Source organism: Pseudonocardia humida, assembly GCF_023898865.1.
GTDB classification, from domain to species: Bacteria; Actinomycetota; Actinomycetes; order Mycobacteriales; family Pseudonocardiaceae; genus Pseudonocardia; species Pseudonocardia humida.
On record NZ_JAGSOV010000041.1, the window covers coordinates 22,680 to 44,340 of the forward strand.

Here is a 21,661-nt window from a genome sequence, read left to right on the forward strand (position 1 = left end):
CGAGCGTCAGCGAGGAGTCGGCGTGAGCGGGGTGCGGATCGTCGTGGTCGACGACCACCCGGTGGTGCGCGACGGGGTGCGCGGCATGCTCGACGGCCAGCCCGACCTGCACGTCGTGGCCGAGGCCGCGGACGGCGACGAGGCCGTGGCCCAGGTCGCCCGGCATGCCCCCGACCTCGTGCTGATGGACCTGCGGATGCCGGGCTCGGACGGCGTGGCGGCGATCCGGACGCTGGCCCGCGACCACCCGGGCGTGCGGGTGCTGGTGCTGACCACCTACGACGAGGACCAGGACATCCTGCGCGCCGTGGAGGCGGGGGCCGTCGGCTACCTGCTCAAGGACACCCCGCGCGAGGAGCTGTTCCGGGCCGTCCGGGCGGCCGCCCGGGGCGAGTCCGTGCTCGCCCCCGCGGTCACCGCCCGCCTGCTCGGACGGTTGCGCACGCGGGTGCCCGACGCCCCGAGCGAGCGCGAGCTGGAGGTGCTCGCCCTGGTCGCCAGGGGGCTGACCAACCGGGCGGTCGCCCGCTCCCTGGCGATCTCCGAGGCGACGGTGAAGACCCACCTGGTGCACGTGTTCGGCAAGCTCGGCGTCGACGACCGCACCGCCGCGGTGACCGTGGCGCTGGAGCGCGGGCTGCTCACCCTGGACCGGCCCCGCCCCTGAGCCCGGGCCGTCCGGGTGGCCGTGGTGCGGGGCGCAGGCCGGGGCGTAGCGTCCGCGCCATGATCATCCCTCTGGCCCACGACCTACGCGGGGACGGGCCGCTGCTCGTCCTCGTGCACGGCATCACCGAGAACCGCCGCTCGTGGGACCCGCTCACCGACGACCTCGCCCGCGACCACCGCGTCCTGCGGGTCGACCTGCGCGGGCACGGCGAGTCGCCCGGCGGCGACGACTACGGGATCGCCGCGCTGGTCGACGACGTGGCGGCGGTCGTGGCCGGGGCCGACCCGGGCGGGCGGGCGCCGCTGCTGGTCGGGCACTCGCTGGGCGGGATGGTCGTGACGGCCTACGCCGCGGCGCACGAGGTGCGCGGCGCGGTGAACGTCGACCAGAGCCTCGACCTCGCCCCGCTGCAGGGCGGCATCCAGGCGCAGGCCGACAACCTGCGCGGGGAGGCGTTCCCGGCGGTCATCGCGGCCCTGTTCGACTCGATGCGCGGGCCCCTGCCCGACGCCGAGTGGGCGCGGCTGGATGCGCTGCGCCGCCCCGACCAGGCCGTCGTGCTGGGGATCTGGGGCCTACTGCTCGACACCACGCCGACCGAGCTGGAGCGCGCCGTGGACGGGATGGTCGCCGGGCTCACCGCGCCCTACCTCGCCCTGGACGGCATCGACCCCGGCCCCGGGCACGCCGAGTGGTTGGCGCGGCGGATCCCGCAGGCGCAGCTGGAGGTCTGGGACGGGCTGGGCCACTACCCGCACCTGGTCGAGCCGCGGCGGTTCCTGGAGCGGCTGCGCGCGTTCGAGGCGGACCTGGCCGAGGGCTGAGCGCCCTCCGCCGAGCGCGGCGACGGGGTGTCCGGCCGTCCCCCTCAGCCGTCGAGGAACAGCGCGGGGAGGCGACCGCCGCGGACCGCGCCGACCAGCGCCGCGTGGTCGGCCTCGACCTGGTCGGCGTAGGCGAGCGCGAACGCGGCCATGCCCCGGTCGAACCGCTCGCCGTGCTCGGAGCCCCGCGCGCCGTCGCAGTACCCGGCCAGGATCCGCGGGTCGGCCGACTGGGCGTGCGCGCGGGCCAGCACCGCGCCGACGACGCGGGCGTAGTCGTCGAGCTGGTGGGGCTCGAGCAGCACCGGGTCGATGCTGCCCTTCATGTCGCGGAACTGGCGCACCAGGTAGGGCCGGCCCTCGATGGTGGTCCAGCCCAGGAAGATGTCGCTGACGGTCTGCATCCAGCGCTGGCCGTGCACGATCCGCTCGCCGTCGTGGGCGTAGGGGGTGGCCCCGGCGAAGGGGGCCAGCGCGGACGGCCCGGCCTCCTTGACCTGCAGGACGAGCGAGTCGTCGCCGTTGCCGTGCAGCAGCATCACGTAGCTGCGCCGCCCGACGCTGCCCAACCCGACGACCCGGTGGGCGATGTCGGCGACGGCGTAGCGCGACAGCAGCTGGCGCAGCTCGTCGTCGAGGCAGCGCTGGGCGTAGTCCTCGACGCCGTCGAGCACGGCCCGCGCGGTGGCGTCGTCGATGCGGGTGAGGACGGGCGGGTCGGCGACGAACCGCCAGCCGGTGTGCTCGGTGGGCTCGGCGAACTTCTCCACGACGCGGCGGCTGGTGTTGCGCCGCGCCTTCTTCCCGACCCGCTTGAACACCTCGCCCAGGTCGTCGGTGTCGAAGTGCGAGACCGTCTTCTTGTCGGTGGTCAGGTAGTAGGCGTCCAGGACGGGCAGCGCGGCCAGCTCGCGCAGGGCGGCCCGGTAGGTGCGGGCGCAGTCCGCGGCCGCGGTGACGGCGTCCGCGTCGCGGCCACCGGTCTCCCGCGCGGCCACGACGATGCTCGTGGCCAGCCGCTTGAGGTCCCACTCCCACGGACCGATGAGGGTCTCGTCGAAGTCGTTGACGTCCATGACCAGCCGGCGCTCCGGCGAGGCGTACAGGCCGAAGTTGGAGGCGTGTGCGTCGCCGCAGATCCACGCCGTGACCCCGGAGGTGGGGGAGTCGGCGAGGTCGGCGGCCATCAGCCCGGCGCTGCCGCGCAGGAACGCGAACGGCGACGCGGCCATCCGCCCGACCCGCAGCGCGATCAGGTCGTCGACGCGCCCGGCGTTGGTCCGCTCGACGAACTCGACCGGGTCGGGCCGCCCGGCCCGGGGCGCGTAGGCGCCGAAGGCGGCGGACGGGGTGGCCACCCGCAGCTCGACGCCCTTGGCGCGCAGGGCGGCGGGGTCGGTCAGCGCGCCGAAGACGTGGCTGTCGAAGCGCCCGCGCGGGGTCTGCTCGGCGCGGGTGACCCCGGTGGGCGGGGAGCCGTCCGCGCGGCTGCCCGCGGGGTCGAGGGGCGGCCGGTCCCGGTCGCCGGGCCCGCGCTCGTCGTCGTGCGCGGGAACCGGTGCGGCGGTCACACCGGTGATCGTACGTCCCGCGCTCAGCTGAGCTGCCCGGTGAAGAAGACCGGTTCGTTGAACTCGCCGGTCGCGGCGATCTGGAGGGCGCCGGCCAGGTCCTTCGGGGCCTTGAAGTGGGCCGGGTACTCCAGTGACCGCCCGGGTGCGATGTCCTGGGAGACGAAGAGCGTGTCGTCGACGAGCCGCTGGACGGGCCGGCCGGCCACGGTGGCGTTCACGGTCACGAGTGCCGCCGCGACCGGGCGGTCGGTGCCGTTGAAGACCTTCACCGTCACCGCGAAGGCCCGCTCGGCGTCGGGGTCGACGATGAAGCGGTTGTCGACCTCGTGGGGCACCGGCACGGACACCGACAGCCCGAGCCCGGACCTGTAGCTGAACGTCTCGCCCAGCGCGACGGTCCCGCCCGCGCGCTCCTCCTGGACCCGCTCGGCGCCCGCTCCGATGAGCGCGATGCAGGACCCGACCAGCACGAGCGGCAGCCCGATGACGATCGCGAGGACCAGTGGCCACCGGCTGCGCGGGCGCCGAGCGGGGGCGATGGGGCGCGCCCGGCGCTGGGGCTGGTCCCACTGCTGGTCCCACTGCTGGTCCCAGGGCGGCGGCTGGTGCGGTTGGCGCGGGGGCGGCGGCCAGCCCTGGTGCCCGTGGGGAGCGGGACGGAACTGCTCGGGGTTCACCCCGCACGTCTCGCGCACGGCCACGAGCTCGTTAACAGCGGGTTCACTCGGACTACCCCAGGTTGACCAGACGCGGACCTCCGAGCCGTGCGGCGACCGCATCGCGGCTCGTCATCGCCGCGGTGGGTCGTCGGCCGCAGGTCCGCTGCCGCCCGTCGCCGACCGCAGCACCGGCGTCGCCCCGACGAGGCGGGAGGCCTGCTGCGCCTCCTCCTGGGTGAGGTGCTCGGCCCAGGGGGACGGCGGCGGCGCGGCGAGGTTGCGGCGCGCCTGGAACATCAGGCGCTCGCCGCTCGTCGGCGGGTCGATGCGGTGGTAGGGCCGCGGGTCGGAGTCCGGGTCGGGGCTCCAGCCGCGCAGCAGGATCACCTCGCCGGGACCGGTGGTCCACTCGTCGACGACGTCGTCGCGGTCGCGGCTGCCGTGCACGGCGAACGTGGCGCTGCCGCGCAGGGTGATGATGCCGATGCAGGCGGCGTAGTAGCGCTGGTCGCGGTGCGGCGGGATGCCGTTGCCGCCCGCCGTGTAGCGCTGGTAGCTGACCTCGTTGGGGGTGAAGCCGGCGAACCCGTGGTCGGCGGCGGCGCGCGAGAGCCACGCGGCCGCCTCCCGGGGGGCACCCGGTTCGTCCAGGGCCGCCAGCGCGAAGGCGCCGCCCTTGCCCGGGCTCCAGAGCCGGAACTCGTGGCGCTGCGCGTCGGCGACCAGCGCGTCGGTCAACGTCTGCGGGAACTCCGCCCTGAGCACCGCGTACCCGTTCTGCACCCGGCCATCATCCCCGGACGGGCGCGGGATGCCCGAGGACGGCGGCCGCACGGGTGGACGCCCTGCGGGCCGAGGCCGGGCTCCCGCCGCCGGCCGACTACCCGGCCGAACTGGCGGAGGTGTGCGCCACGTCATGAGGGCGAGCGGACGATGAGTTGACGGGTGTATGGTTACAGCCGTAAGGCCAACGCACTGGTCGTGCCCCATCCCTCGACCCCCAGGAGACCGCCATGTCCACCACCCACCCCGTCGACGCCCGCCCGCAGCGCGAGACCGGCCGCACCCCGCGATCGGTGATCATCTCCGCGGTCGCCGTCCCGCTGCTGGTCGTCGGCCAGTTCGCCATGCTGGCGATCGTCCCGGTCGCCCTGGTGCTGGTCGGCACCCTGCGCGATGCCCGCCTACGGGCGCTGCGCTGGTGGGCCGGCGCGCTCGCCGCGGCCTACGCCGTCCCGCTGGCCCTCTGGGCGATCGGGCCGGAGCGCGCCCCGAGCCTGTCCAAGGACATGCACCCGGCCTTCGCCGCGCTGATCGTGGTGGCCGCGGTCGCGGTGGTCATCGCCGCCGTCGTCGTGCGCCGGCGTCCGGTCCGCGACGGGGGATGAGCGGTCGCCCGGAACGAGAACCGGCCCGGCGTCCCGCGAGGGGATGCCGGGCCGGTGTCGTGGCGGTGGGTCAGACGTCGACGCCGTAGTCCTTCGCGAGCGCCGCGAGGCCACCGGAGTAGCCGTCGCCGACGGCGCGGAACTTCCAGTCGTCGCCGCTCTTGTAGAGCTCGCTGAAGATCATGGCCGCGGCCGTCGAGGAGTCCTCGCTCAGGTCGTAGCGGGCGATCTCGCTCTGGTCGGCCTGGTTGATCACGCGGACGAACGCGTTGCGCACCTGGCCGAAGGTCTGGCCGTTGGACTCGCCGTCGAAGATGACCACGGCGAAGACGACCTTCTCCAGCCCGGCGGGCAGGCCGGCCAGGTCGACCTTGATCTGCTCGTCGTCGCCCTCGCCCTCCCCGCTGCGGTTGTCGCCGGTGTGCTGGATCGCCCCACCCGCGCCGACCAGTTGGTTGAAGAAGATGAAGCTGCCCTGGTCGAGGACCTTGCCGTCGGCGCCGAGGCCCAGCGCCACGGCGTCGAGGTCGAACTTCGCACCGTCGGTGGTGCGCGCGTCCCAGCCGAGACCGACGGTGACGGCGGTGAGCGGGGCGGCACCGGGGGTCTTGGCGACCTCCTTGGTCAAGCTGATGTTGCCGCCCTTGGTCAGGCTGACGGGCATCCGATCCCTCGTTTCCCTCGTGTGCTTCGGCCGTTATGCCGGAACCGCGACGACTGTAGCCATCCCGGCGAACCCCGGGAGTGCTGCCCACCTGGGCCGACGTCTTGGCGCAGGACGCAACTGTCGGCGCCAGGCGCAACTGGACGTTCCCCGCAGGCGGTCCCTCGGGCTAACGTGTCGGGGATCACCCCCGAGCTTGGAGCCGTCCATGGCCTTCCCGTCCGACCTGCAGATCGCCCGCGCGGCGTCGCTGAAGCCGATCGAGGACGTGGCCGGTGAGATGGGCATCGGCGCCCACCTCGTCGAGCAGCACGGCCGCGACGTGCTCAAGATCCGGCTGGAGGCGATCGAGGAGCTCGCCGACCGCCCCAAGGCCAAGTACGTGGTGGTCTCGGCGGTGACCCCGACCCCGCTGGGCGAGGGCAAGACGACCACCACCGTCGGTCTCGGGCAGGCGATGAAGCACATCGGCCGCCGCGCCACGGTGGCGATCCGCCAGCCGTCGATGGGCCCGACCTTCGGGATCAAGGGCGGCGCCGCGGGCGGTGGCTACGCCCAGGTCGTGCCGATGGAGCTGCTCAACCTGCACCTGACCGGCGACTTCCACGCGGTGACCGCGGCGCACAACATGCTCTCGGCGCTGCTGGACAACCACCTGTTCCAGGGCAACGCCGCCGGGCTGGACCCGCACGGCATCACCTGGCGGCGCGTGCTCGACGTCAACGACCGGGTGCTGCGCAACGTGATCGTCGGCCTGGGCACCCACACCGACGGGATCCCGCGCCAGACCGGCTTCGACATCACCGCGGCCTCCGAGGTGATGGCGATCTTCGCGCTGGCCCGGTCGGTCCGGGAGATGCGCGAGCGGTTCGGGCGGGTGGTGGTCGGCTACACCGGCGACGGCAAGCCGGTGACCGCCGAGGACATCGGCGGCGCCGGCGCCATGACGGTGATCATGCGCGAGGCGCTCAAGCCGAACCTGCTGCAGACCCTGGAGAACACCCCGGTCCTGGTGCACGCCGGCCCCTTCGGCAACATCGCGCACGGCAACTCGTCGGTGGTCGCCGACCTGATCGGCATCCGCGGCGGCGACTTCCTGATCACCGAGGCCGGTTTCGGTGCGGACATGGGCGCCGAGCGCTTCTTCAACATCAAGTGCCGGGCATCGGGCCTGACCCCCGACGCCGCCGTGGTGGTGGCCACCGTGCGGGCGCTCAAGGCGCACTCCGGCCGGTTCAAGATCGTCGCGGGCAGGCCGTTGCCCGACGCCCTGCTCGCCGAGAACCCCGACGACGTGCACGCCGGGGCGGCGAACCTGCGCAAGCAGATCGAGAACATCCGGCTGCACGGCGTCTCGCCGGTGGTCGCGATCAACGCCTTCCCCGACGACCACCCCTCCGAGCACGCGGCTATCCGCGAGATCGCGGAGGCGGTCGGCGCGCGCGTCGCGGTCTGCCGGCACTTCGCCGAGGGCGGCGCGGGGGCCACCGAGCTGGCCGAGGCGGTCGCCGAGGCCGCCGACGAGCCGACGGACTTCCGGTTCCTCTACCCGGACTCGGCGTCGCTGCGGGAGAAGATCGAGGTCGTGGCGACGAAGGTCTACGGCGCCGACGGGGTCGACTACGACCTGCGCGCGGCCCGCCAGCTCGACCGCTACGAGCGCAACGGGTTCGGCGACCTGCCGGTCTGCATCGCCAAGACCCACCTGTCGATCTCGTCGGACTCCTCGCTCAAGGGCGCGCCGACCGGCTGGCGGATGCCGGTGCGCGAGGTGCGGGCCTCGATCGGCGCCGGGTTCATCTACCCGATCTGCGGCGACATGCGCACGATGCCCGGGCTGGGCGCCGACCCGGCCGCCCACCGGATCGACATCGACGAGAACGACGAGATCGTCGGGCTGTCCTGAGCGTGGACCCGTTCGGCGAGCGCACGGTCGAGGAGTTCCTGGCCGCCGTGGCGGCGCGGCAGTCGGCGCCGGGTGGGGGCGCTGTCTGCGCGGTCACGGCGGCCGGCGCGGCCGGCCTGGCCGCGATGAGCGCGCGGTACTCCTCCGACGAGGGCGCCGCCGCGCTCGCCGGGCGGGCCGACGCCGAGCGCACGGCGGTGCTCGCGCTCGCCGACGCCGACGCCGCCGCCTACGGGGAGGTCCTGGCCGCCCTGCGCACCCCGGAGGCCGAGCCCGACCGCGCGCGGCGGGTGCGGGTGGCGCTGGAGCGGGCGGCCGACGTGCCGCTGCGGATCGCGGAGTGCGGAGCCCGGGTCGGGGAGATCGCGGTCGCCGTGGCCGCCGCGGGCAACCCCAACCTGCTCGGGGACGTCCGGGCGGCGGTGGTGCTCGCCGAGGCGGCGGCCCGCGCGGCGGCGGAGCTGGTGCGGATCAACGTGGAGCTGGGCGGGCTGGACGCCGCGGTGGCCGCGGCCGCGCGCGACGCCGTCGAGCGGGCGGCCGTGGCGGCCCGGAAGGTTGCTCGAGCGGACTGAGCGGCGGGGCCGTGGCGCGTGATGCGGCCCACGTCCGGCATTTGTCGCATGGCCTTTCACCCCCGGCGCACCGGACGATTGCTTGTCGGCTACTAACTAGTGCCGGTGTTCGGTTGCCGACGCCCGGGCGCCGGCGGATCGGTGCCCGAGTGATCGACCAGACCCGTCCGGGCCCGGCCGCGCCCCCGGCCGTGCTCCCGCCCCGCCTCGTGCGCCGGGTCCTGCCGGTGGCCGTGGTGCTGGCCTGGCTCGGCCCGTTCTCGCTCGACACCTACAGCCCGGCCTTCCCGGCCATCCAGCGGGAGTTCGGGGCCTCGACGGGGGCGGTGCAGGCGACGCTGGCCACGACGCTGATCGGGCTCGCGCTCGGCCAACTGCTCGTCGGCCCGATCAGCGACCGGCTCGGCAGGCGCAGGCCGCTGCTGGTGGGGCTGGCCGGGTACGCGGTGGCCTCGGTGCTGTGCGCCGTTGCCTGGTCGATCGAGCTGCTGATCGCGGCGCGGCTGGTGCAGGGCTTCGCCGCCGCCACCGGCATCGCCATGGCCCGCGCCATCGCCCGCGACGTGCACGCGGGCGCGCAGCTCGCGCGCTTCTACTCGCTGCTCGCGGCGGCCACGGCGGTCGCGCCGATGCTGGCGCCGCTGCTGGGCGCCGCTCTGCTGGAGGCGGGCCTGTCCTGGCGGTGGATCTTCGGCGTGACGCTGGCGCTGGGCCTGCTCGGGCTGGGGCTGGTGGCGCTGGCGCTGCCCGAGACGCACCCGCGCTGGGTCGGCGGGACCACCGCGGCGCGGGGGAGCGCGCCGCGCCGCGCCGGGACGAGCCTGTGGGGACTGCTGCGTCGGCGGCAGATCCTGGTCAGCGCGCTGGTGCTGGGGCTCAGCGGGGCGGCGATGATCGCCCAGCTGGCCGGGATGTCGTTCTACCTGCAGGTCGAGCGCGGGTTCAGCCCCGCGGGCTACAGCGCCGTCTTCGCGCTCAACGCCGCCGGGATGATCATCTCGAACAACGTCAACCGGCTGCTGATGAGGCGGTTCACGCCGAACGGGGTGCTCTCGGTCGCGCTGCCGGTGATGGTCGCCTCGTCGGTGGCCTTCGCCGTCGCGCTGCAGGTGGGCGCCCCGCTGGTCGTCGCCCTCTGCGCCCTGTTCGTGCTCGTCGGCTGCTGGGGCTTCGTCATGCCGAACGCGGTCGCGGTCGGGATGTCGGTCGAGCGCACCGCGGCCGGGCGCGCCGCGGCGATCCTGGGCACGGCGCAGTTCGGGTTCGGCGCGGCCAGCGCCCCGCTCGTGGGCGCGGTGCCGGTGGTCGCGGGCGTCCCGCCGGTGGCCGCGGTGGTCGTGGTGTGCCTGGCCGGCGCGCTGCTGGCCCAGCTGCTCGGGCGGGTCCGGGCGGCCGCGGTGGCCCCTGAGCCCGCCGAGGGCGCCGCCTGCCGGGCCGCGAGCTGATCGTGCGGCCCCCGCCTGCGGCATAGTGGTGCCGGTGCTGAGCGCGAGGACGCGATGAGCCCCGTCGACACCGTCGATCTCGACGCGCTGGCCCGCTGGGTGCGCGCCGAGGGCATCGGCGACGAGATCGGGGAGGTCTCGGCGCTGGCCGGCGGCACGCAGAACGTCGTGCTGCGGATCGAGCTGGACGGCAGGCCCGTCGTGCTGCGCCGCCCGCCCGAGCACCCGCGCCCGACCAGCGACCGCACCATCGCCCGGGAGATCACCGTGCTGGGCGGGCTCGCCGGCACGGACGTGCCGCACCCCGGCCTCATCGCAGGCTGCACCGACACGTCGGTGCTCGGCGTGGTGTTCTACCTGATGGAGCTGGTCGACGGGGTCAACCCCGGCGAGGAGGTCACGGCGGCGCAGCGCGGCGACGCGGCCCTGCGCCACGGGCAGGGGCTGGCCATGGCCCGGGCGCTGGCCCGGCTGGGCGCACTGGACCCGGCCGAGCGCGGGCTCGACGTGCTGCGCAAGCCCGGCAGCTTCCTGGCCAAGCAGGTGCCGCAGTGGCTGCGCCACCTGGAGGGCTACCGGGAGTTCCCGGACTGGGAGCCCGGCGGGCTGCCCGACGTCGAGCTCGTCGCGGGCTGGCTGGAGGAGCACCGACCCCCCGACGCCCCGCCCGGGGTCATGCACGGCGACTTCCACCTCAACAACGTCATGCTCGCCCGGGCCGCCCCGCGGGTCGCCGCGATCGTGGACTGGGAGATGTGCACCGTCGGCGACCCGCTGCTCGACCTGGGCTGGCTGATGGTCACCTGGCCCGAGGAGCCCCGGTCGATGGACGTCGGCGGCCCGCTGGCCCGGCTCGGTGGGCTGCCCACCCGCGCCGAGCTGGTCGCCGCCTACGCCGGCGCCGGGGGCCGCGAGCCCGCCCACGTCGACTGGTACACCGCGCTGGCGGGGTTCAAGCTCGGCATCGTGCTGGAGGGCACCTGGGCGCGGGCCTCGGCGGGCCAGGCGCCCCCCGAGATCGGGCAGCGCCTGCACGACCACGCCGTCGGCCTGCTCGCGCTGGCGGGGCGGATCGCGCGCGGGCGGTGGTCGGTCCTGGACTGAGGTCGGGGGGCCGCGCCCGCTCCGCTTCCCGCCGCCGGGCGCCCGTGCGACGATCGGACGAATGGTCGTGGAGCTGCTCGGGGCGGGGGAGGCGCGGGTGTACGCGCGCCCGGCCGACTGGCCCGACGTCGCGCTCGTCGACACCGACGTGCACATCACGCCCCGCTCGATCGACGCACTGGCCGGGTTCCTGCCCGCCCGCTGGCGCGACTACGTTCGCGAGAGCGGCGTGCAGAGCCTGGAGTCCGACCTCTATCCGCCCCGGTCGCCGCTCAGCGCGATGCCGGGCACGCGCCCCGAGGACGGGCCGCCCGGTTCGGACCTCGACCTGCTGCGCGCGCAGCTGCTCGACCCGTGGCGCACCCGGATCGCGGTCACCCACTGCGTCTACGGCGTCGACGGCATCCACAACCCCGACTGGGCCGTGGCGATGGCACGCGCGGTCAACGACTGGCAGCACGCCGAGTGGCTCGCCGTCGAGCCGCGGCTGCGGGGCTCGGTCGTCGTGGCCGCCCAGGACCCGGCGCGGGCCGCCGATGAGATCGACCGCGTCGGCCCGCTCCCGGAGTTCGTGCAGGTCCTGATGCCCGTGCGGGCGCGGGCCCCGCTCGGGTCGCGCACGTTCTGGCCGATCTACGAGGCCGCCCAGCGCCACGGGCTGGCCCTGGCCGTCTACGCCGGCGGCGCCGCAGGCAACCCCGTCACGCCGGTCGGGGCGCCGAGCTACTACCTGGAGGAGTACGTCGGGCTGGCCCAGGCGTTCCAGGCCCAGGTCGTCAGCCTGGTGTGCGAGGGCGTGCCGGTGCGGTTCCCGCGGCTGCCGATCGTGCTCGTCGAGTCCGGGTTCACCTGGCTGCCCGCGCTGATGTGGCGGCTGGACAAGAACTGGAAGGGGCTGCGGCGCGAGGTGCCCTGGGTCGACCGGCTCCCCTCGGAGGTGATCCGCGCATCGGTGCGGCTCACGGCGCAGCCGATCGACGCCCCCGACCCGGCGCGGCTGGGCGACGTCCTCGACCGCCTCGGCAGCGACCGCATGCTCATGTTCGCCACCGACTACCCCCACCACCAGTTCGACGACCCGGCGCTGGCCGCGCCCGCCGACCTGCCCCCCGACGCGATGGCCCGCTTCCTGGGCGGCACCGCGCACGAGACCTACCGATTGGGCGAGGGGTGAGCACCGTGGCCCGCACGCGTCCGCCGCTGGTCGACTGCGACATCCACAACGAGCTCTGGCCGGGCGCGCTGCGCCCGTACCTGCCGCAGCGCTGGCGCGAGTACGACGAGACCTACGGCGGCCGCGCCGACGGCGGGACCTCCTACCCCAAGGGCTCACCGCGCGCGGCCCGCGCGGACGCGTGGCCACCGTCGGGCCGGCCCCCCGGCGGCGACCTGGACTTCATGCGCGCCCAGCACCTGGACCCCTACGACATCCGCTACGGCGTCCTCAACTGCCTGACCACCGCCTGCCGCCAGCAGAACCCCGACTACGCGGCCGCGCTGTGCCGCGCGGTCAACGAGTGGCAGGTCGCGGAATGGCTGGAGAAGGAGCCCAGGCTGCGGGCCGGCATCGTCGTCCCCTACGAGGACCCCCAGCTCGCCGCCCAGGAGATCGACCGCGCCGCCGCCCACCCCGGGTTCGTCCAGGTGCTGCTGCTGGTGCGCACCGACGAACCGCTCGGGCGCCGCCGCTACACCCCGATCTTCGAGGCCGCCGTGCGCCACGGCCTGCCGGTGGGCATCCACTTCGGCGGCGGTCGGGGCCGCAACCCGCTGACCGCCTCCGGGTGGCCCTCGTTCTACATCGAGGACCACACCGCGATGGCCCAGGCGTTCCAGGCCCAGGTCGTCAGCATGGTCGTCGAGGGCCTGTTCGAGCGGTTCCCGGCGCTGCGGGTGGTGCTGATCGAAGGCGGCTTCGGCTGGCTGCCGTCGCTGGTGTGGCGGATGGACAAGCACTGGGCCCGGCTGCGCGACGAGGTCGGGCACCTGACCCGCCCGCCGTCGGAGTACGTCCGCGAGCACCTGTGGGTGACCACCCAACCGATCGAGGAACCACCCGACCCCCGCCACCTGCTCGGCGTCCTCGACGAGATGGGCGGGGTCGACCGCGTCATGTTCTCGACCGACTACCCGCACTGGGACTTCGACGACCCCGACCGCGCGATCCGCGCCCGCCTCGACCCCGACGACCGGGCCCGGATCCTCGGCGGCAACGCCATGGCGCTCTACGGCCTGCCCTGACATGGCCGCGCACGTGGTGGCCACCGTCGACGAGATCCCGCCGGGGCAGCGCAAGATCGTCGAGGTCGACGGGCGCTCCATCGGGGTCTTCAACGTCGCCGGGCGCTACTACGCCCTGCGCAACACCTGCCCGCACGCGGGCGCCCGGCTCTGCGAGGGAACCCTCTCCGGCCTGGTCACCTCCCGCTCACCGGGTGAGTACACCTACGAGCGCGACGGGGAGATCCTGCGCTGCCCGTGGCACGGCTGGGAGTTCGACGTGACCACCGGCCGCTCGTGGTTCGACCCCGACCGCACCCGGGTGCGCTCCTACGAGACGACCGTCGAACCCGACCCGCCCCCCGGCCCCCGTCCCGGCCCCTACGTCGCCGAGCGCTACGAGGTGGAGGTGCGGCGGCGGTACGTGGTGGTGCACGTGTAGTCCGGTGGGCCCGACCTCGAGAGTGGCTCCCGTGCCGCCAGGTGGAACGGTGTCGCTCTCGCTCACTGGCTGGGCCCCGCCCGCCCACCGTCAGCGAACGGCGCGCTGGGCCAACGACGCTGGCCCACCGCGCCACTCGCTCGCCGCACCCGCCCCGCCCGACCCGAGCGAACGGCGCCCTCGCCCAACCAGGCTGGCCCGCTGCGCCACTCGCTCGCCCGGCGGGACGAGGGTCGCGTTCGCTCCGCGGGGTGGGACGAGAGTCGCGTTCGCTCCGCGGGGTGGGACGAGAGTCGCGTTCGCTCAACGAGGCTGGGCGCACGCGCCGCTCGCTCGTGCCGGGACGAGAGTCGCGCTCGTTTCACCGGGTGGGACGAGAGTCGCTCTCGCCCTGCGGGCGAGGCGGCGCGCAGCGCCGCGAGCCGGGTCGAGCCCCGGGTGGCGCGCAGCGCTCACCCCACCCCCGGAAGTGCTCCCCTGCCGTCGCCTCGGCACGCACGGCGCAGCGCCTCCGGCGCCGGCCCGCACCCCACCGCTCTCCGGAGCCGCGGAGGCGGAGCGGAGCGGAGCCGGGGAGCGGCGGCACCCGGCGCCCGCCGAAGGCGGATGGTGGGGTGTGGGTCGGTGACGGAGGTGCTTCGATGGGCGGGTCGAGGTGGCGGCAGGGGAGTACTTCGCCCCCTGCTGGAGCTGAGGTCCTCACCGGAGGTGCCGCCGGAGGCGCCCTGAACAGTGACGGTCGTGGGCGACGCGCTCAGCTCAAAGCCCGAGGCCCAGCTCCGGGACGGGGAAGAGCGCCTCCGGCGGCGCCTACGCGGCGGGCGACCTCGGATCAAGCAGGGGTCCGGCCCCTGCCCTCACGTCGACCCGCCCAGGGTTGCACGCCCGGAAAACCCCCGCACGGTTGGCATCGAGCACGCTGCGGCTGGGCGGGCAGGGTGCGGGGGCCTTCCGGGCGTGCACGCTGAGCGCGCCGACGTGACGGCAGGGGCCTCGGGTGGAGTGTGGGCGCTTCGCGCCCACCGGGGGCTCGCGCCTTCGGCGCTCGCCCCGCCCGCATGACGGCGCCGGCGCGCCACATCGGCGGCACGAGAGTGGCCTTCGTCCCGCCAGGCGGGACGAGAGCGACTTTCGTCCCGCCCATCGGCACGAGAATCACTCTCGTTCGCGGGCGCCCGGCGAAGGGGCGGTGGGTCGTGGCCGAGCGCCCCGTTCGCCCGACACGAGCCACGACCAGAGAGCCGCCACGGTGATTAGGGGGACTCACCCATCCCGGGGCGTGCCGTGACGCTGTGCAGCGCTGTCCGTGGGTAGGGTGGGCTTGTTCGAGGCCCGTCGCTTCGGACCTCAGCGAATCGCTACTGCGAGTAGTCAGCCGGAGGACGCCGATGGCTCAGCCGCCCACTCCCTTGCCGGAGGTGGACGCGAGTCGGCCGCATCCCGTGCGGGTCCACAACTACTGGTTGGGCGGCAAGGACAACTACGCCGCCGACCGCGAGCTCGGCGACGCGATGATCGCCGAGCTGCCCGGGCTGGCCATGATGGCCCGCGAGCACCGCCGGTTCATGGAGCGCGCGGTGCGCCACCTGGCGACCGAGGTGGGCCTGTCCCAGTACGTGCTGCTCGGGTCGGGGCTGCCCACCTCCTACAACCTGCACCAGGTGGCCCAGGAGGTCGAGCCGCTGGCGAGCGTGGTCTACGTCGACAGCGACCCGGTGGTGGCGGCGCACTCGCGCGCCCTGCTGGTCAGCCACCCGAAGGGGTCGGTCTCGTTCGTCCCGGGCGACGTCACCGAGCCCGCCGCGCTGCTCGACGACCCGGCCCTGACCGGGGCCGTCGACCTGCGGGCGCCGGTCGCCGTGGCGCTGTCGTCGACCCTGATGAGGCACTCCGACGAGGAGGCCCGCGCCATCCTCGACGTGCTGATCGCCCGGCTGGCGCCGGGCAGCCACCTCGTCATCACCCACCCGACCGCCGACTTCGACCCGGCGGGCGTCGAGCGCGCGATGCAGGTCGGCAACGCGGTCGGGCTCGACCGGTCGGCCCGGTCGCAGGCCCAGGTGCTGGAGCTGTTCGCCGGGTTGGAGCTGCTCGACCCCGGGGTGGTGCCGATCATGCAGTGGCGGCCCGACGGGTCCGGGCCGCGCCGCGATGCGCGCCGCGTGCACCTGCTGGGCGGTGTCGGCCGCAGGCCGTGACGCGCACCGCCGGGCGCGGCAGGCTGGTCGGGTGCTCGAACTCGACCACCTGATCGTCTTCCTGCCCGGCCCGGACCGCTGCGCGGGCCTGGACCGGGTCGCCGCGGCGGACCTGGTCCTCGACCGGGGCATCCGGCACGTCGGGCAGGGTACCCGCAACCGCCGGATCGTCTTCCCCGACTCCTACGTGGAGCTTCTCTGGGTCGATTCGCCCGCGGAGGCGAGGGCGAGCGGGTTGCGGTTCGAGGAGCGGTGCGACGGGCGGGCGCGGCCGTTCGGGGTGGTGCTGCGCGGCCGAGCACCCGAGCACCCCGGCTTCGTGACCTACGCCGTGCCCGCCGGGCCGACGCTGCGGGTGCTGGACGATCCGGCGGCGCCCTTCCTCGCGGTGCACGAGGCCGCCGACCTCGACCCGCTGCGCCCGGCGCGGCGCATGGACCCGGAGGTCGTCAACGCCGCCACGGGCATCGCGCACGCGGAGATCGTGGGCGCCGGGGCGGGGGCCGCGCTGGGGATCGCGGGAGCGCTGCGGGGTGTCTCGTTCGCGGACGGTGAGCCCGCGCTGCGGCTCGCGCTGCGGGGCCGGTCGGGGAGCCTGGTGCTGCGGCCCGGGTGATCGATCCCCCAGCCGGATCCCTTGGGTCCGTCCGGACCGTGTGCGAGGGTGGGACGGGCGCGACGAGGCGGCGGGAGGTCCACGTGGCAGAGGTGCGACCGGCGGAGGGCCCCGACGATCCCGACGACCCGGTGGTCCTGGCCGGGCGGCTGCTGGAGATCGTGAACGGCAGCTGGATGGCGCAGGCCGCGCGGGTGGCCGCCGAGCTGGGGCTGGCCGACCTGCTGGCCGCCGGCCCGCTAGGGGTGGCCGAGCTGGCCGGCGCGACCGGTGCGCACGAGCCCTCGCTGCGCAGGCTGCTGCGCGCGCTGGTCACCATCGGCGTCTGCGACGAGCTCGACGGCGACGAGTTCGCCGTGACGGCGATGGGCAGGCTGCTGGCGGCCGACGCGGACGGCTCGGTGCGCGACTGGACCCGCTACTGGGGTCGCTACCTGTGGGACGAGTGGGCCCAGCTGCCGCACAGCATCACCACCGGTCGCGCGGGCCGCGAGGTCGTGTCCGGCTCGCGGAACTTCGACGCCCTGCGCGAGGACCCCGAGCGCGCCGCGGTGTTCAACGGGGCGATGGCCGACATGACCCGGCTCAGCGCCCGCGGCATCGTCGCCGGCTACGACTTCTCCCGCTTCGCGCGGATCACCGACGTCGGCGGCGGCTACGGCGAGCTGCTGGCCGGGGTGCTGCTGGCCAGCCCGGCGGCCACCGGGGTGCTGCTCGACCTCCCGCACGCGGTCGCGCACGCCCGCGCCAACCTGGAGAAGGCAGGCGTGGCGCAGCGCTGCGAGCTGGTCGCCGGCAGCTTCTTCGCGGAGGTGCCCGGCGGGTCCGACGCCTACCTGCTCAAGAACGTGCTGCACGACTGGGACGACGAGCGCTCGGCCAGCATCCTCGCGGCCTGCCGGGCGGCGATGTCGGCGTCGTCGCGGCTGCTGGTGATCGAACGGCTGATGCCCGAGCGGATGGAGCCGGTCGACGGCCACCGCGCGATGGCCCGCAGCGACCTGAACATGCTGGTCGCGCACGCCGCCCAGGAGCGAACCGAGGCCGAGTTCCGCCGCCTGCTCGACGGCGCCGGGCTGCGCGTCGGCGCCGTGACCCCGGTCCCGACCGGGCTGCACGTCATCGAGGCGTTCGTCGTGGACTGACGCTTTGTCGGCAGTCGCCGCGGTGCCATAGTGGTCGAACGATCGTTAAGCCGCCGCCCGTTCTGCCCGCGTCGTCAGGCCAGGAGGTCCCGTGAGGCTGTCCAGTTCCGCCCGCAGCAGGTGGGCGATCGCGCTGCTCATGCTGTTCGTCGCGATCAACTTCGCGGACAAGGCGATCATCGGGCTGGCGGCCGCGCCGATGATGGCCGAGCTCGGCATCAGCACCACCCAGTACGGCCTGCTGTCGAGCTCGTTCTACCTGCTGTTCAGCATCTCCGCGATCGCCTTCGGGTTCCTCGGCAACCGCGTGCCCGGCAAGTGGCTGCTCATCGGGCTGGCCGTGACCTGGTCGGTCGCCCAGCTGCCGATCGCCGTCCCGGCCGCCGGGTTCGGGGTGCTGCTGGCGACGCGGATCCTGCTGGGGGCGGGCGAGGGCCCCGGCGTCCCGCTCGGCATGCACGTGGCCTTCACCTGGGTGGAGGAGCACAAGCGGGCCTTCACCGCCGCGCTGCTGACCGTCGGCTCCGGCCTCGGCGTGATCATCGGCGCCCCGCTGCTCAACATGCTGATCGCCTCCTCCGGCTGGCGCTCCCCGTTCCTGCTGCTGGGCGTGATCGGCCTGATCTGGGCGCTGGCCTGGTACCTCATCGGCGGCGACGGCCCGCACTCGGTGACCGCGGCGAAGGCCACCGATGGCACGGGACCCGCCGACGAGCCGCGCATCCCGTACCGGCGCCTGCTCACCACCGGCACCTGGCTGGGCACCCTGTTCTCCGGGTTCACCGTCTACTGGGGGCTCGCGCTCGGGATCTCGTTCCTGCCGCTCTACCTCGGTGAGATCGTCGGCTACGAGCGCTCGGCGATCGGGGTGATGGCGAGCCTGCCCGCCTACGTCAGCATCGTGTTCATGCTGCTGGGCGGCGCGGTGTCGCAGCGGCTGCTGCGCCGGGGCGTGTCCCGGCGGATCGGCCAGGGCGTGATCGGCGGCGCGTTCGCGCTCGTCGCCGGGCTGAGCATGATCCTGATGACCCGGGCGGGCGCCTCGGCGTGGGCGCTGCCGCTGATCGCGCTCGCCTTCGGCATCGGCAACTCGCAGACGCCGCTGTCCCAGGCCGCGGTGGCCGACACCGTGCCGGCCCGCCAGCGCGGCGCCGCCCTCGGCGTCTGGTACGCGGTCGTCTCGATCGCCAGCATCGTCTCGCCCACCCTGACCGGCGCGATCGTCGACGCCGCGGCCACCCCGGCGGCCGGTTACGGGCTCGCCTTCGACATCGCGGGCGGGCTCATGGTGCTCGGCGGGCTGACCGCGATGGTCGTCGTGCGGCCCGACCAGGACGCCGCCCGGCTGGGCCTGCGCGGCCCGACGACGATCGCCGCGCCGGACGGCACCGACGGGTCGAAGCAGCTGACCCCGAGCTGATCAGCCCCGGTGGTCGACGACCCGCAGCGCGATCGCGCAGTAGCGCTCGACGAGCTCGGGCAGGGTGATCCCCCCGCCCGGCTCGTACCACTGCGCGATCGCGTTGCAGGCCGCGATGATCGAGCGGCGGGCGTCGTCGGGGTGGGCGCAGTGGAAGTCGCCGGAGGCGACGCCGTCGGCGACGATGTCGGCCCACAGCTGGGTGGCCGCGTGGCGCAGGCCGTCGAGCCGCTCGCGGTTGGCCGGCTCCAGGTTGCGCCACTCCAGGGCCGAGATGTTGCTCTCCACCCTGCGGCTCACCCGGTACTCGACGGTCGCCCGCACGAGCGCGCGCAGCTTCTCGGCGGGGTCGTCCGCGGCCTCGCGCAGGGCCAGGTCGCAGCGCTGGAAGTAGTCGTGGGTGATGTCCTCGATCAGCGCCGCGAGCAGGTGCTGCTTGCTGGGGTGCCAGTAGTAGAGCGCCGAGAGGCTCAGCCCCGCGCGCTTGGCGATGTCGCGGATCGAGGTGCCGTGGTAGCCGCGCTCGCTGAGGATCTCGCGGGCGGCCCCGGTGATGGCGTCCCGGCCGCCGCCGCGTGGGATGGTCGGCGCGCCTCGACGCTCGGTCATCGGATCAGCATATGGGTGAGGGCCGACGTGAGCCGCGCGGCGTTGTTCGCTTAACGAGTGTTCGGTAGGTTGACCGCAGCGACCCCGCCGACGTGGAGGAAGTCCCAATGACGGACGACGTCCTGCTGACCAGCCGCGACAGCGGAGTGCTGACGCTGACGCTCAACCGCCCGCAGCGCCGCAACGCGCTCAACGGCGAGCTGTGGAACGGGTTGCGCGAGCAGCTCACCGCCGCCCGCGACGACGACGACGTCCGGGCCGTGGTGATCACCGGGGCGGGTGGCGCGTTCTGCGCGGGCGCCGACCTCACCGACCGCGGCTCCACCGGGCACCCGCTCGACCGGATGCGCCGGGTGAACGAGGTCGCGCTACTGCTGCACGAGCTGCCGGTGCCCTCGGTCGCGAAGGTCGACGGCGTCGCGGTCGGCGCAGGCTGGAACCTCGCCCTGGGCTGCGACCTCGTGGTCGCCACCCCGACCGCCCGGTTCTCCCAGATCTTCGCCAAGCGCGGGCTGTCGCTGGACTTCGGCGGGTCGTGGCTGCTGCCCAAGCTGGTCGGGATGCAGCAGGCCAAGCGCCTGGCGCTGCTCGCCGAGATGATCGACGCCGCGGAGGCGCACCGGCTCGGCCTGGTGACCTGGGTGGTCGACCCCGCCGAGATCGACGGCTTCGTCGCCGACCTCGGCAAGCGGCTGGCCGCGGCGGCGCCGGTGGCGATCGCGCAGTCCAAGGCGCTGCTGCACGAGGGCGCCGACAGCACCCTGCGCGCCGCGCTGGCCGGGGAGGCCCGGGCCCAGTCGGTCAACTTCGCCACCGCCGACACCGCGGCGGCGTTCCTGGCGTTCAACGAGAAGCGCGAGCCGGAGTTCACCGGGGAGTGGGCGGTGCGCTGAGGCCCCCCGCCCGTCCGATCCCCGATCGCCGTCCGGTCAGCTCGCCTGACGACCCCCTAGTGCGGCGGCCATGAACGTTCACCGGTTCGCGACACGCCGACCGATGTCCCGCGACTGACCTGGTGCTGCTCCACCCTCGATCCCGCTATCAACCCGGGATCGAGGAGGTGGGGAGCGGGTGGCCGAGCCCGTCAAAGCCCGTCGGCTGTCTGACTACGAAGGACAACGGCTGACCCAGATCGTGCGTCGAGGTCGGGGCAACCCGATCCGGGTCCGGCGCGCGACGATCATCATGGCCTCGTCCTCCGGCACACCGGTGTCAGCGATCGCCCGCCTGGTCGCCGCCGACGAAGACACCGTCCGCGACGTGATCCACGCCTTCAACGAGAAGGGCCTGGCCGCGCTGGACCCTCAGTGGGCGGGAGGCCGTCCCCGCCTGATCAGTGACGACGACATCGCCTTCATCGTCACGACGGCCAGCACCCGACCCACCAAACTCGGGTGCCCCTTCACCCACTGGAGCCTGCGCAAACTCGCCGCTCATCTGGGCCGCTGCCACAAGCGCCGGATCGTGATCAGCCGGGAGCGGCTGCGCCAGATCCTGCGCGAGCGCCACGTGTCGTTCCAGCGCACACGCACCTGGAAGGAGTCCACGGACCCGGACAAGGACGCCAAGCTCGACCACATCGAAGAGGTCATCGCCCGGTTCCCGGACCGCTGCTTCGCGTTCGACCAGTTCGGGCCGCTGTCGATCCGCCCGTGCCACGGCTGGAGTTGGGCACCTGAGTCCAAGCCCGACCGGTTGCCCGCCACCTACACCCGCACGCACGGCATCCGCTACTTCCACGGCTGCTACAGCCTCGGCGATGACCAACTCTGGGGCGTCACCCGGCGCCGCAAAGGCGGCGATCACTCGCTGGCGGCGTTGAAGTCGATCCGAGCGGCCCGACCCGACGGCGCCCCGATCTACGTGATCATGGACAACCTCTCGGCGAACAAGACCCCGAAGATCCGCGCCTGGGCCGCAGCCCACAACGTCGAGCTGTGTCTGACTCCGACCTACGCGTCCTGGGCGAATCCGATCGAGGCCCAGTTCGGGCCGTTGCGCAGCTTCGTGATGGGCGCCTCGAACCACCCCAACCACCCGGCGCTGGCGCGCCGGCTGCAGGACTACCTGCGCTGGCGCAACGCCAACGCACGCCACCCCGACGTCCTCGCCGCCCAACGCCGCGAACGCGCCCGGGTCCGCAGCGAACGCCAACGCCGCTGGGGCCGACCTGCGGCAGCCTGACCCGGTGAACCTATGTGG

The 21,661-nt window shown here is 74.3% G+C and carries 21 protein-coding genes; 16 read left to right on the forward strand and 5 right to left on the reverse strand.

Going from position 1 to position 21,661, the window contains the following annotated elements; all coding sequences use genetic code 11:
* Positions 1–22 precede the first annotated feature (22 nt).
* On the forward strand, positions 23–667 hold the full coding sequence (locus tag KDL28_RS20060; protein ID WP_308216032.1) for a response regulator transcription factor: 645 nt from the start codon (positions 23–25) through the stop codon (positions 665–667).
* A gap of 59 nt (positions 668–726) precedes the next feature.
* Positions 727–1,494: an alpha/beta fold hydrolase gene (locus KDL28_RS20065; RefSeq protein ID WP_252440912.1), complete on the forward strand. Its 768-nt coding sequence runs from the start codon at positions 727–729 to the stop codon at positions 1,492–1,494.
* A gap of 44 nt (positions 1,495–1,538) precedes the next feature.
* On the opposite strand, the gene KDL28_RS20070 is transcribed toward KDL28_RS20065, so the two are convergent.
* From KDL28_RS20070 to KDL28_RS20080, 3 genes are all read right to left on the reverse strand, one after another.
* Positions 1,539–3,065: a DUF2252 domain-containing protein gene (locus KDL28_RS20070; RefSeq protein ID WP_252440914.1), complete on the reverse strand. Its 1,527-nt coding sequence runs from the start codon at positions 3,063–3,065 to the stop codon at positions 1,539–1,541.
* 23 nt (positions 3,066–3,088) lie between these two features.
* On the reverse strand, positions 3,089–3,763 hold the full coding sequence (locus KDL28_RS20075; RefSeq protein ID WP_252440916.1) for a hypothetical protein: 675 nt from the start codon (positions 3,761–3,763) through the stop codon (positions 3,089–3,091).
* 93 nt (positions 3,764–3,856) lie between these two features.
* Entirely contained in the window at positions 3,857–4,510 is a 654-nt protein-coding gene (locus KDL28_RS20080; protein WP_252440918.1) for a hypothetical protein, read from the reverse strand.
* A 230-nt stretch (positions 4,511–4,740) separates the two neighbouring features.
* On the opposite strand from KDL28_RS20080, the gene KDL28_RS20085 reads away from it, so the two are divergent.
* Positions 4,741–5,115, forward strand: a complete 375-nt coding sequence (locus KDL28_RS20085) for a hypothetical protein (protein WP_252440920.1) — start codon at positions 4,741–4,743, stop codon at positions 5,113–5,115.
* Positions 5,116–5,185: 70 nt separating this feature from the next.
* Here KDL28_RS20085 and KDL28_RS20090 read toward each other — a convergent pair whose 3' ends face one another.
* The gene (locus KDL28_RS20090; RefSeq protein ID WP_252440922.1) at positions 5,186–5,779 is read right to left on the reverse strand and encodes a TerD family protein; all 594 of its coding nucleotides are present in this window, start codon (positions 5,777–5,779) and stop codon (positions 5,186–5,188) included.
* A 208-nt stretch (positions 5,780–5,987) separates the two neighbouring features.
* On the opposite strand from KDL28_RS20090, the gene KDL28_RS20095 reads away from it, so the two are divergent.
* The 11 genes from KDL28_RS20095 (at position 5,988) to KDL28_RS20145 (ending at position 18,850) form a co-directional block, all read left to right on the forward strand.
* Positions 5,988–7,685 carry a formate--tetrahydrofolate ligase gene (locus KDL28_RS20095; protein ID WP_252440925.1) on the forward strand — a complete coding sequence of 566 codons (1,698 nt, stop codon included), beginning with the start codon at positions 5,988–5,990 and terminating at the stop codon, positions 7,683–7,685.
* A 2-nt stretch (positions 7,686–7,687) separates the two neighbouring features.
* Entirely contained in the window at positions 7,688–8,260 is a 573-nt protein-coding gene (locus KDL28_RS20100) for a cyclodeaminase/cyclohydrolase family protein (RefSeq protein ID WP_252440927.1), read from the forward strand.
* A 149-nt stretch (positions 8,261–8,409) separates the two neighbouring features.
* Entirely contained in the window at positions 8,410–9,705 is a 1,296-nt protein-coding gene (locus KDL28_RS20105) for a Bcr/CflA family efflux MFS transporter (protein WP_252440930.1), read from the forward strand.
* Between the two features lie 54 nt (positions 9,706–9,759).
* Positions 9,760–10,809, forward strand: a complete 1,050-nt coding sequence (locus KDL28_RS20110; RefSeq protein WP_252440932.1) for a phosphotransferase family protein — start codon at positions 9,760–9,762, stop codon at positions 10,807–10,809.
* 61 nt (positions 10,810–10,870) lie between these two features.
* Positions 10,871–11,983: an amidohydrolase family protein gene (locus KDL28_RS20115; RefSeq protein ID WP_252440934.1), complete on the forward strand. Its 1,113-nt coding sequence runs from the start codon at positions 10,871–10,873 to the stop codon at positions 11,981–11,983.
* A gap of 5 nt (positions 11,984–11,988) precedes the next feature.
* Entirely contained in the window at positions 11,989–13,050 is a 1,062-nt protein-coding gene (locus KDL28_RS20120) for an amidohydrolase family protein (RefSeq protein WP_252440936.1), read from the forward strand.
* Position 13,051: 1 nt separating this feature from the next.
* Positions 13,052–13,471, forward strand: a complete 420-nt coding sequence (locus KDL28_RS20125; protein WP_252440938.1) for a Rieske (2Fe-2S) protein — start codon at positions 13,052–13,054, stop codon at positions 13,469–13,471.
* Positions 13,472–14,889: 1,418 nt separating this feature from the next.
* Positions 14,890–15,669, forward strand: coding sequence for an SAM-dependent methyltransferase (locus KDL28_RS20130; RefSeq protein ID WP_252440940.1), 780 nt, complete (start codon positions 14,890–14,892; stop codon positions 15,667–15,669).
* Between the two features lie 31 nt (positions 15,670–15,700).
* Positions 15,701–16,285 (forward strand): VOC family protein, encoded by a 585-nt coding sequence (locus KDL28_RS20135; RefSeq protein WP_252440942.1) that lies wholly within the window; start codon positions 15,701–15,703, stop codon positions 16,283–16,285.
* A gap of 83 nt (positions 16,286–16,368) precedes the next feature.
* Positions 16,369–17,430, forward strand: a complete 1,062-nt coding sequence (locus KDL28_RS20140) for a methyltransferase (protein WP_252440944.1) — start codon at positions 16,369–16,371, stop codon at positions 17,428–17,430.
* A gap of 91 nt (positions 17,431–17,521) precedes the next feature.
* Positions 17,522–18,850, forward strand: coding sequence for an MFS transporter (locus tag KDL28_RS20145; protein ID WP_252440946.1), 1,329 nt, complete (start codon positions 17,522–17,524; stop codon positions 18,848–18,850).
* Here the strand turns inward: KDL28_RS20145 and KDL28_RS20150 are convergent, their stop codons facing one another.
* On the reverse strand, positions 18,851–19,459 hold the full coding sequence (locus tag KDL28_RS20150) for a TetR/AcrR family transcriptional regulator (RefSeq protein ID WP_252440948.1): 609 nt from the start codon (positions 19,457–19,459) through the stop codon (positions 18,851–18,853).
* A gap of 107 nt (positions 19,460–19,566) precedes the next feature.
* Between KDL28_RS20150 and KDL28_RS20155 the strand changes: the two genes are divergently transcribed.
* The gene (locus tag KDL28_RS20155) at positions 19,567–20,352 is read left to right on the forward strand and encodes an enoyl-CoA hydratase/isomerase family protein (protein WP_252440950.1); all 786 of its coding nucleotides are present in this window, start codon (positions 19,567–19,569) and stop codon (positions 20,350–20,352) included.
* Between the two features lie 178 nt (positions 20,353–20,530).
* Positions 20,531–21,643, forward strand: coding sequence for an IS630 family transposase (locus tag KDL28_RS20160; RefSeq protein ID WP_252440952.1), 1,113 nt, complete (start codon positions 20,531–20,533; stop codon positions 21,641–21,643).
* Positions 21,644–21,661 lie beyond the last annotated feature (18 nt).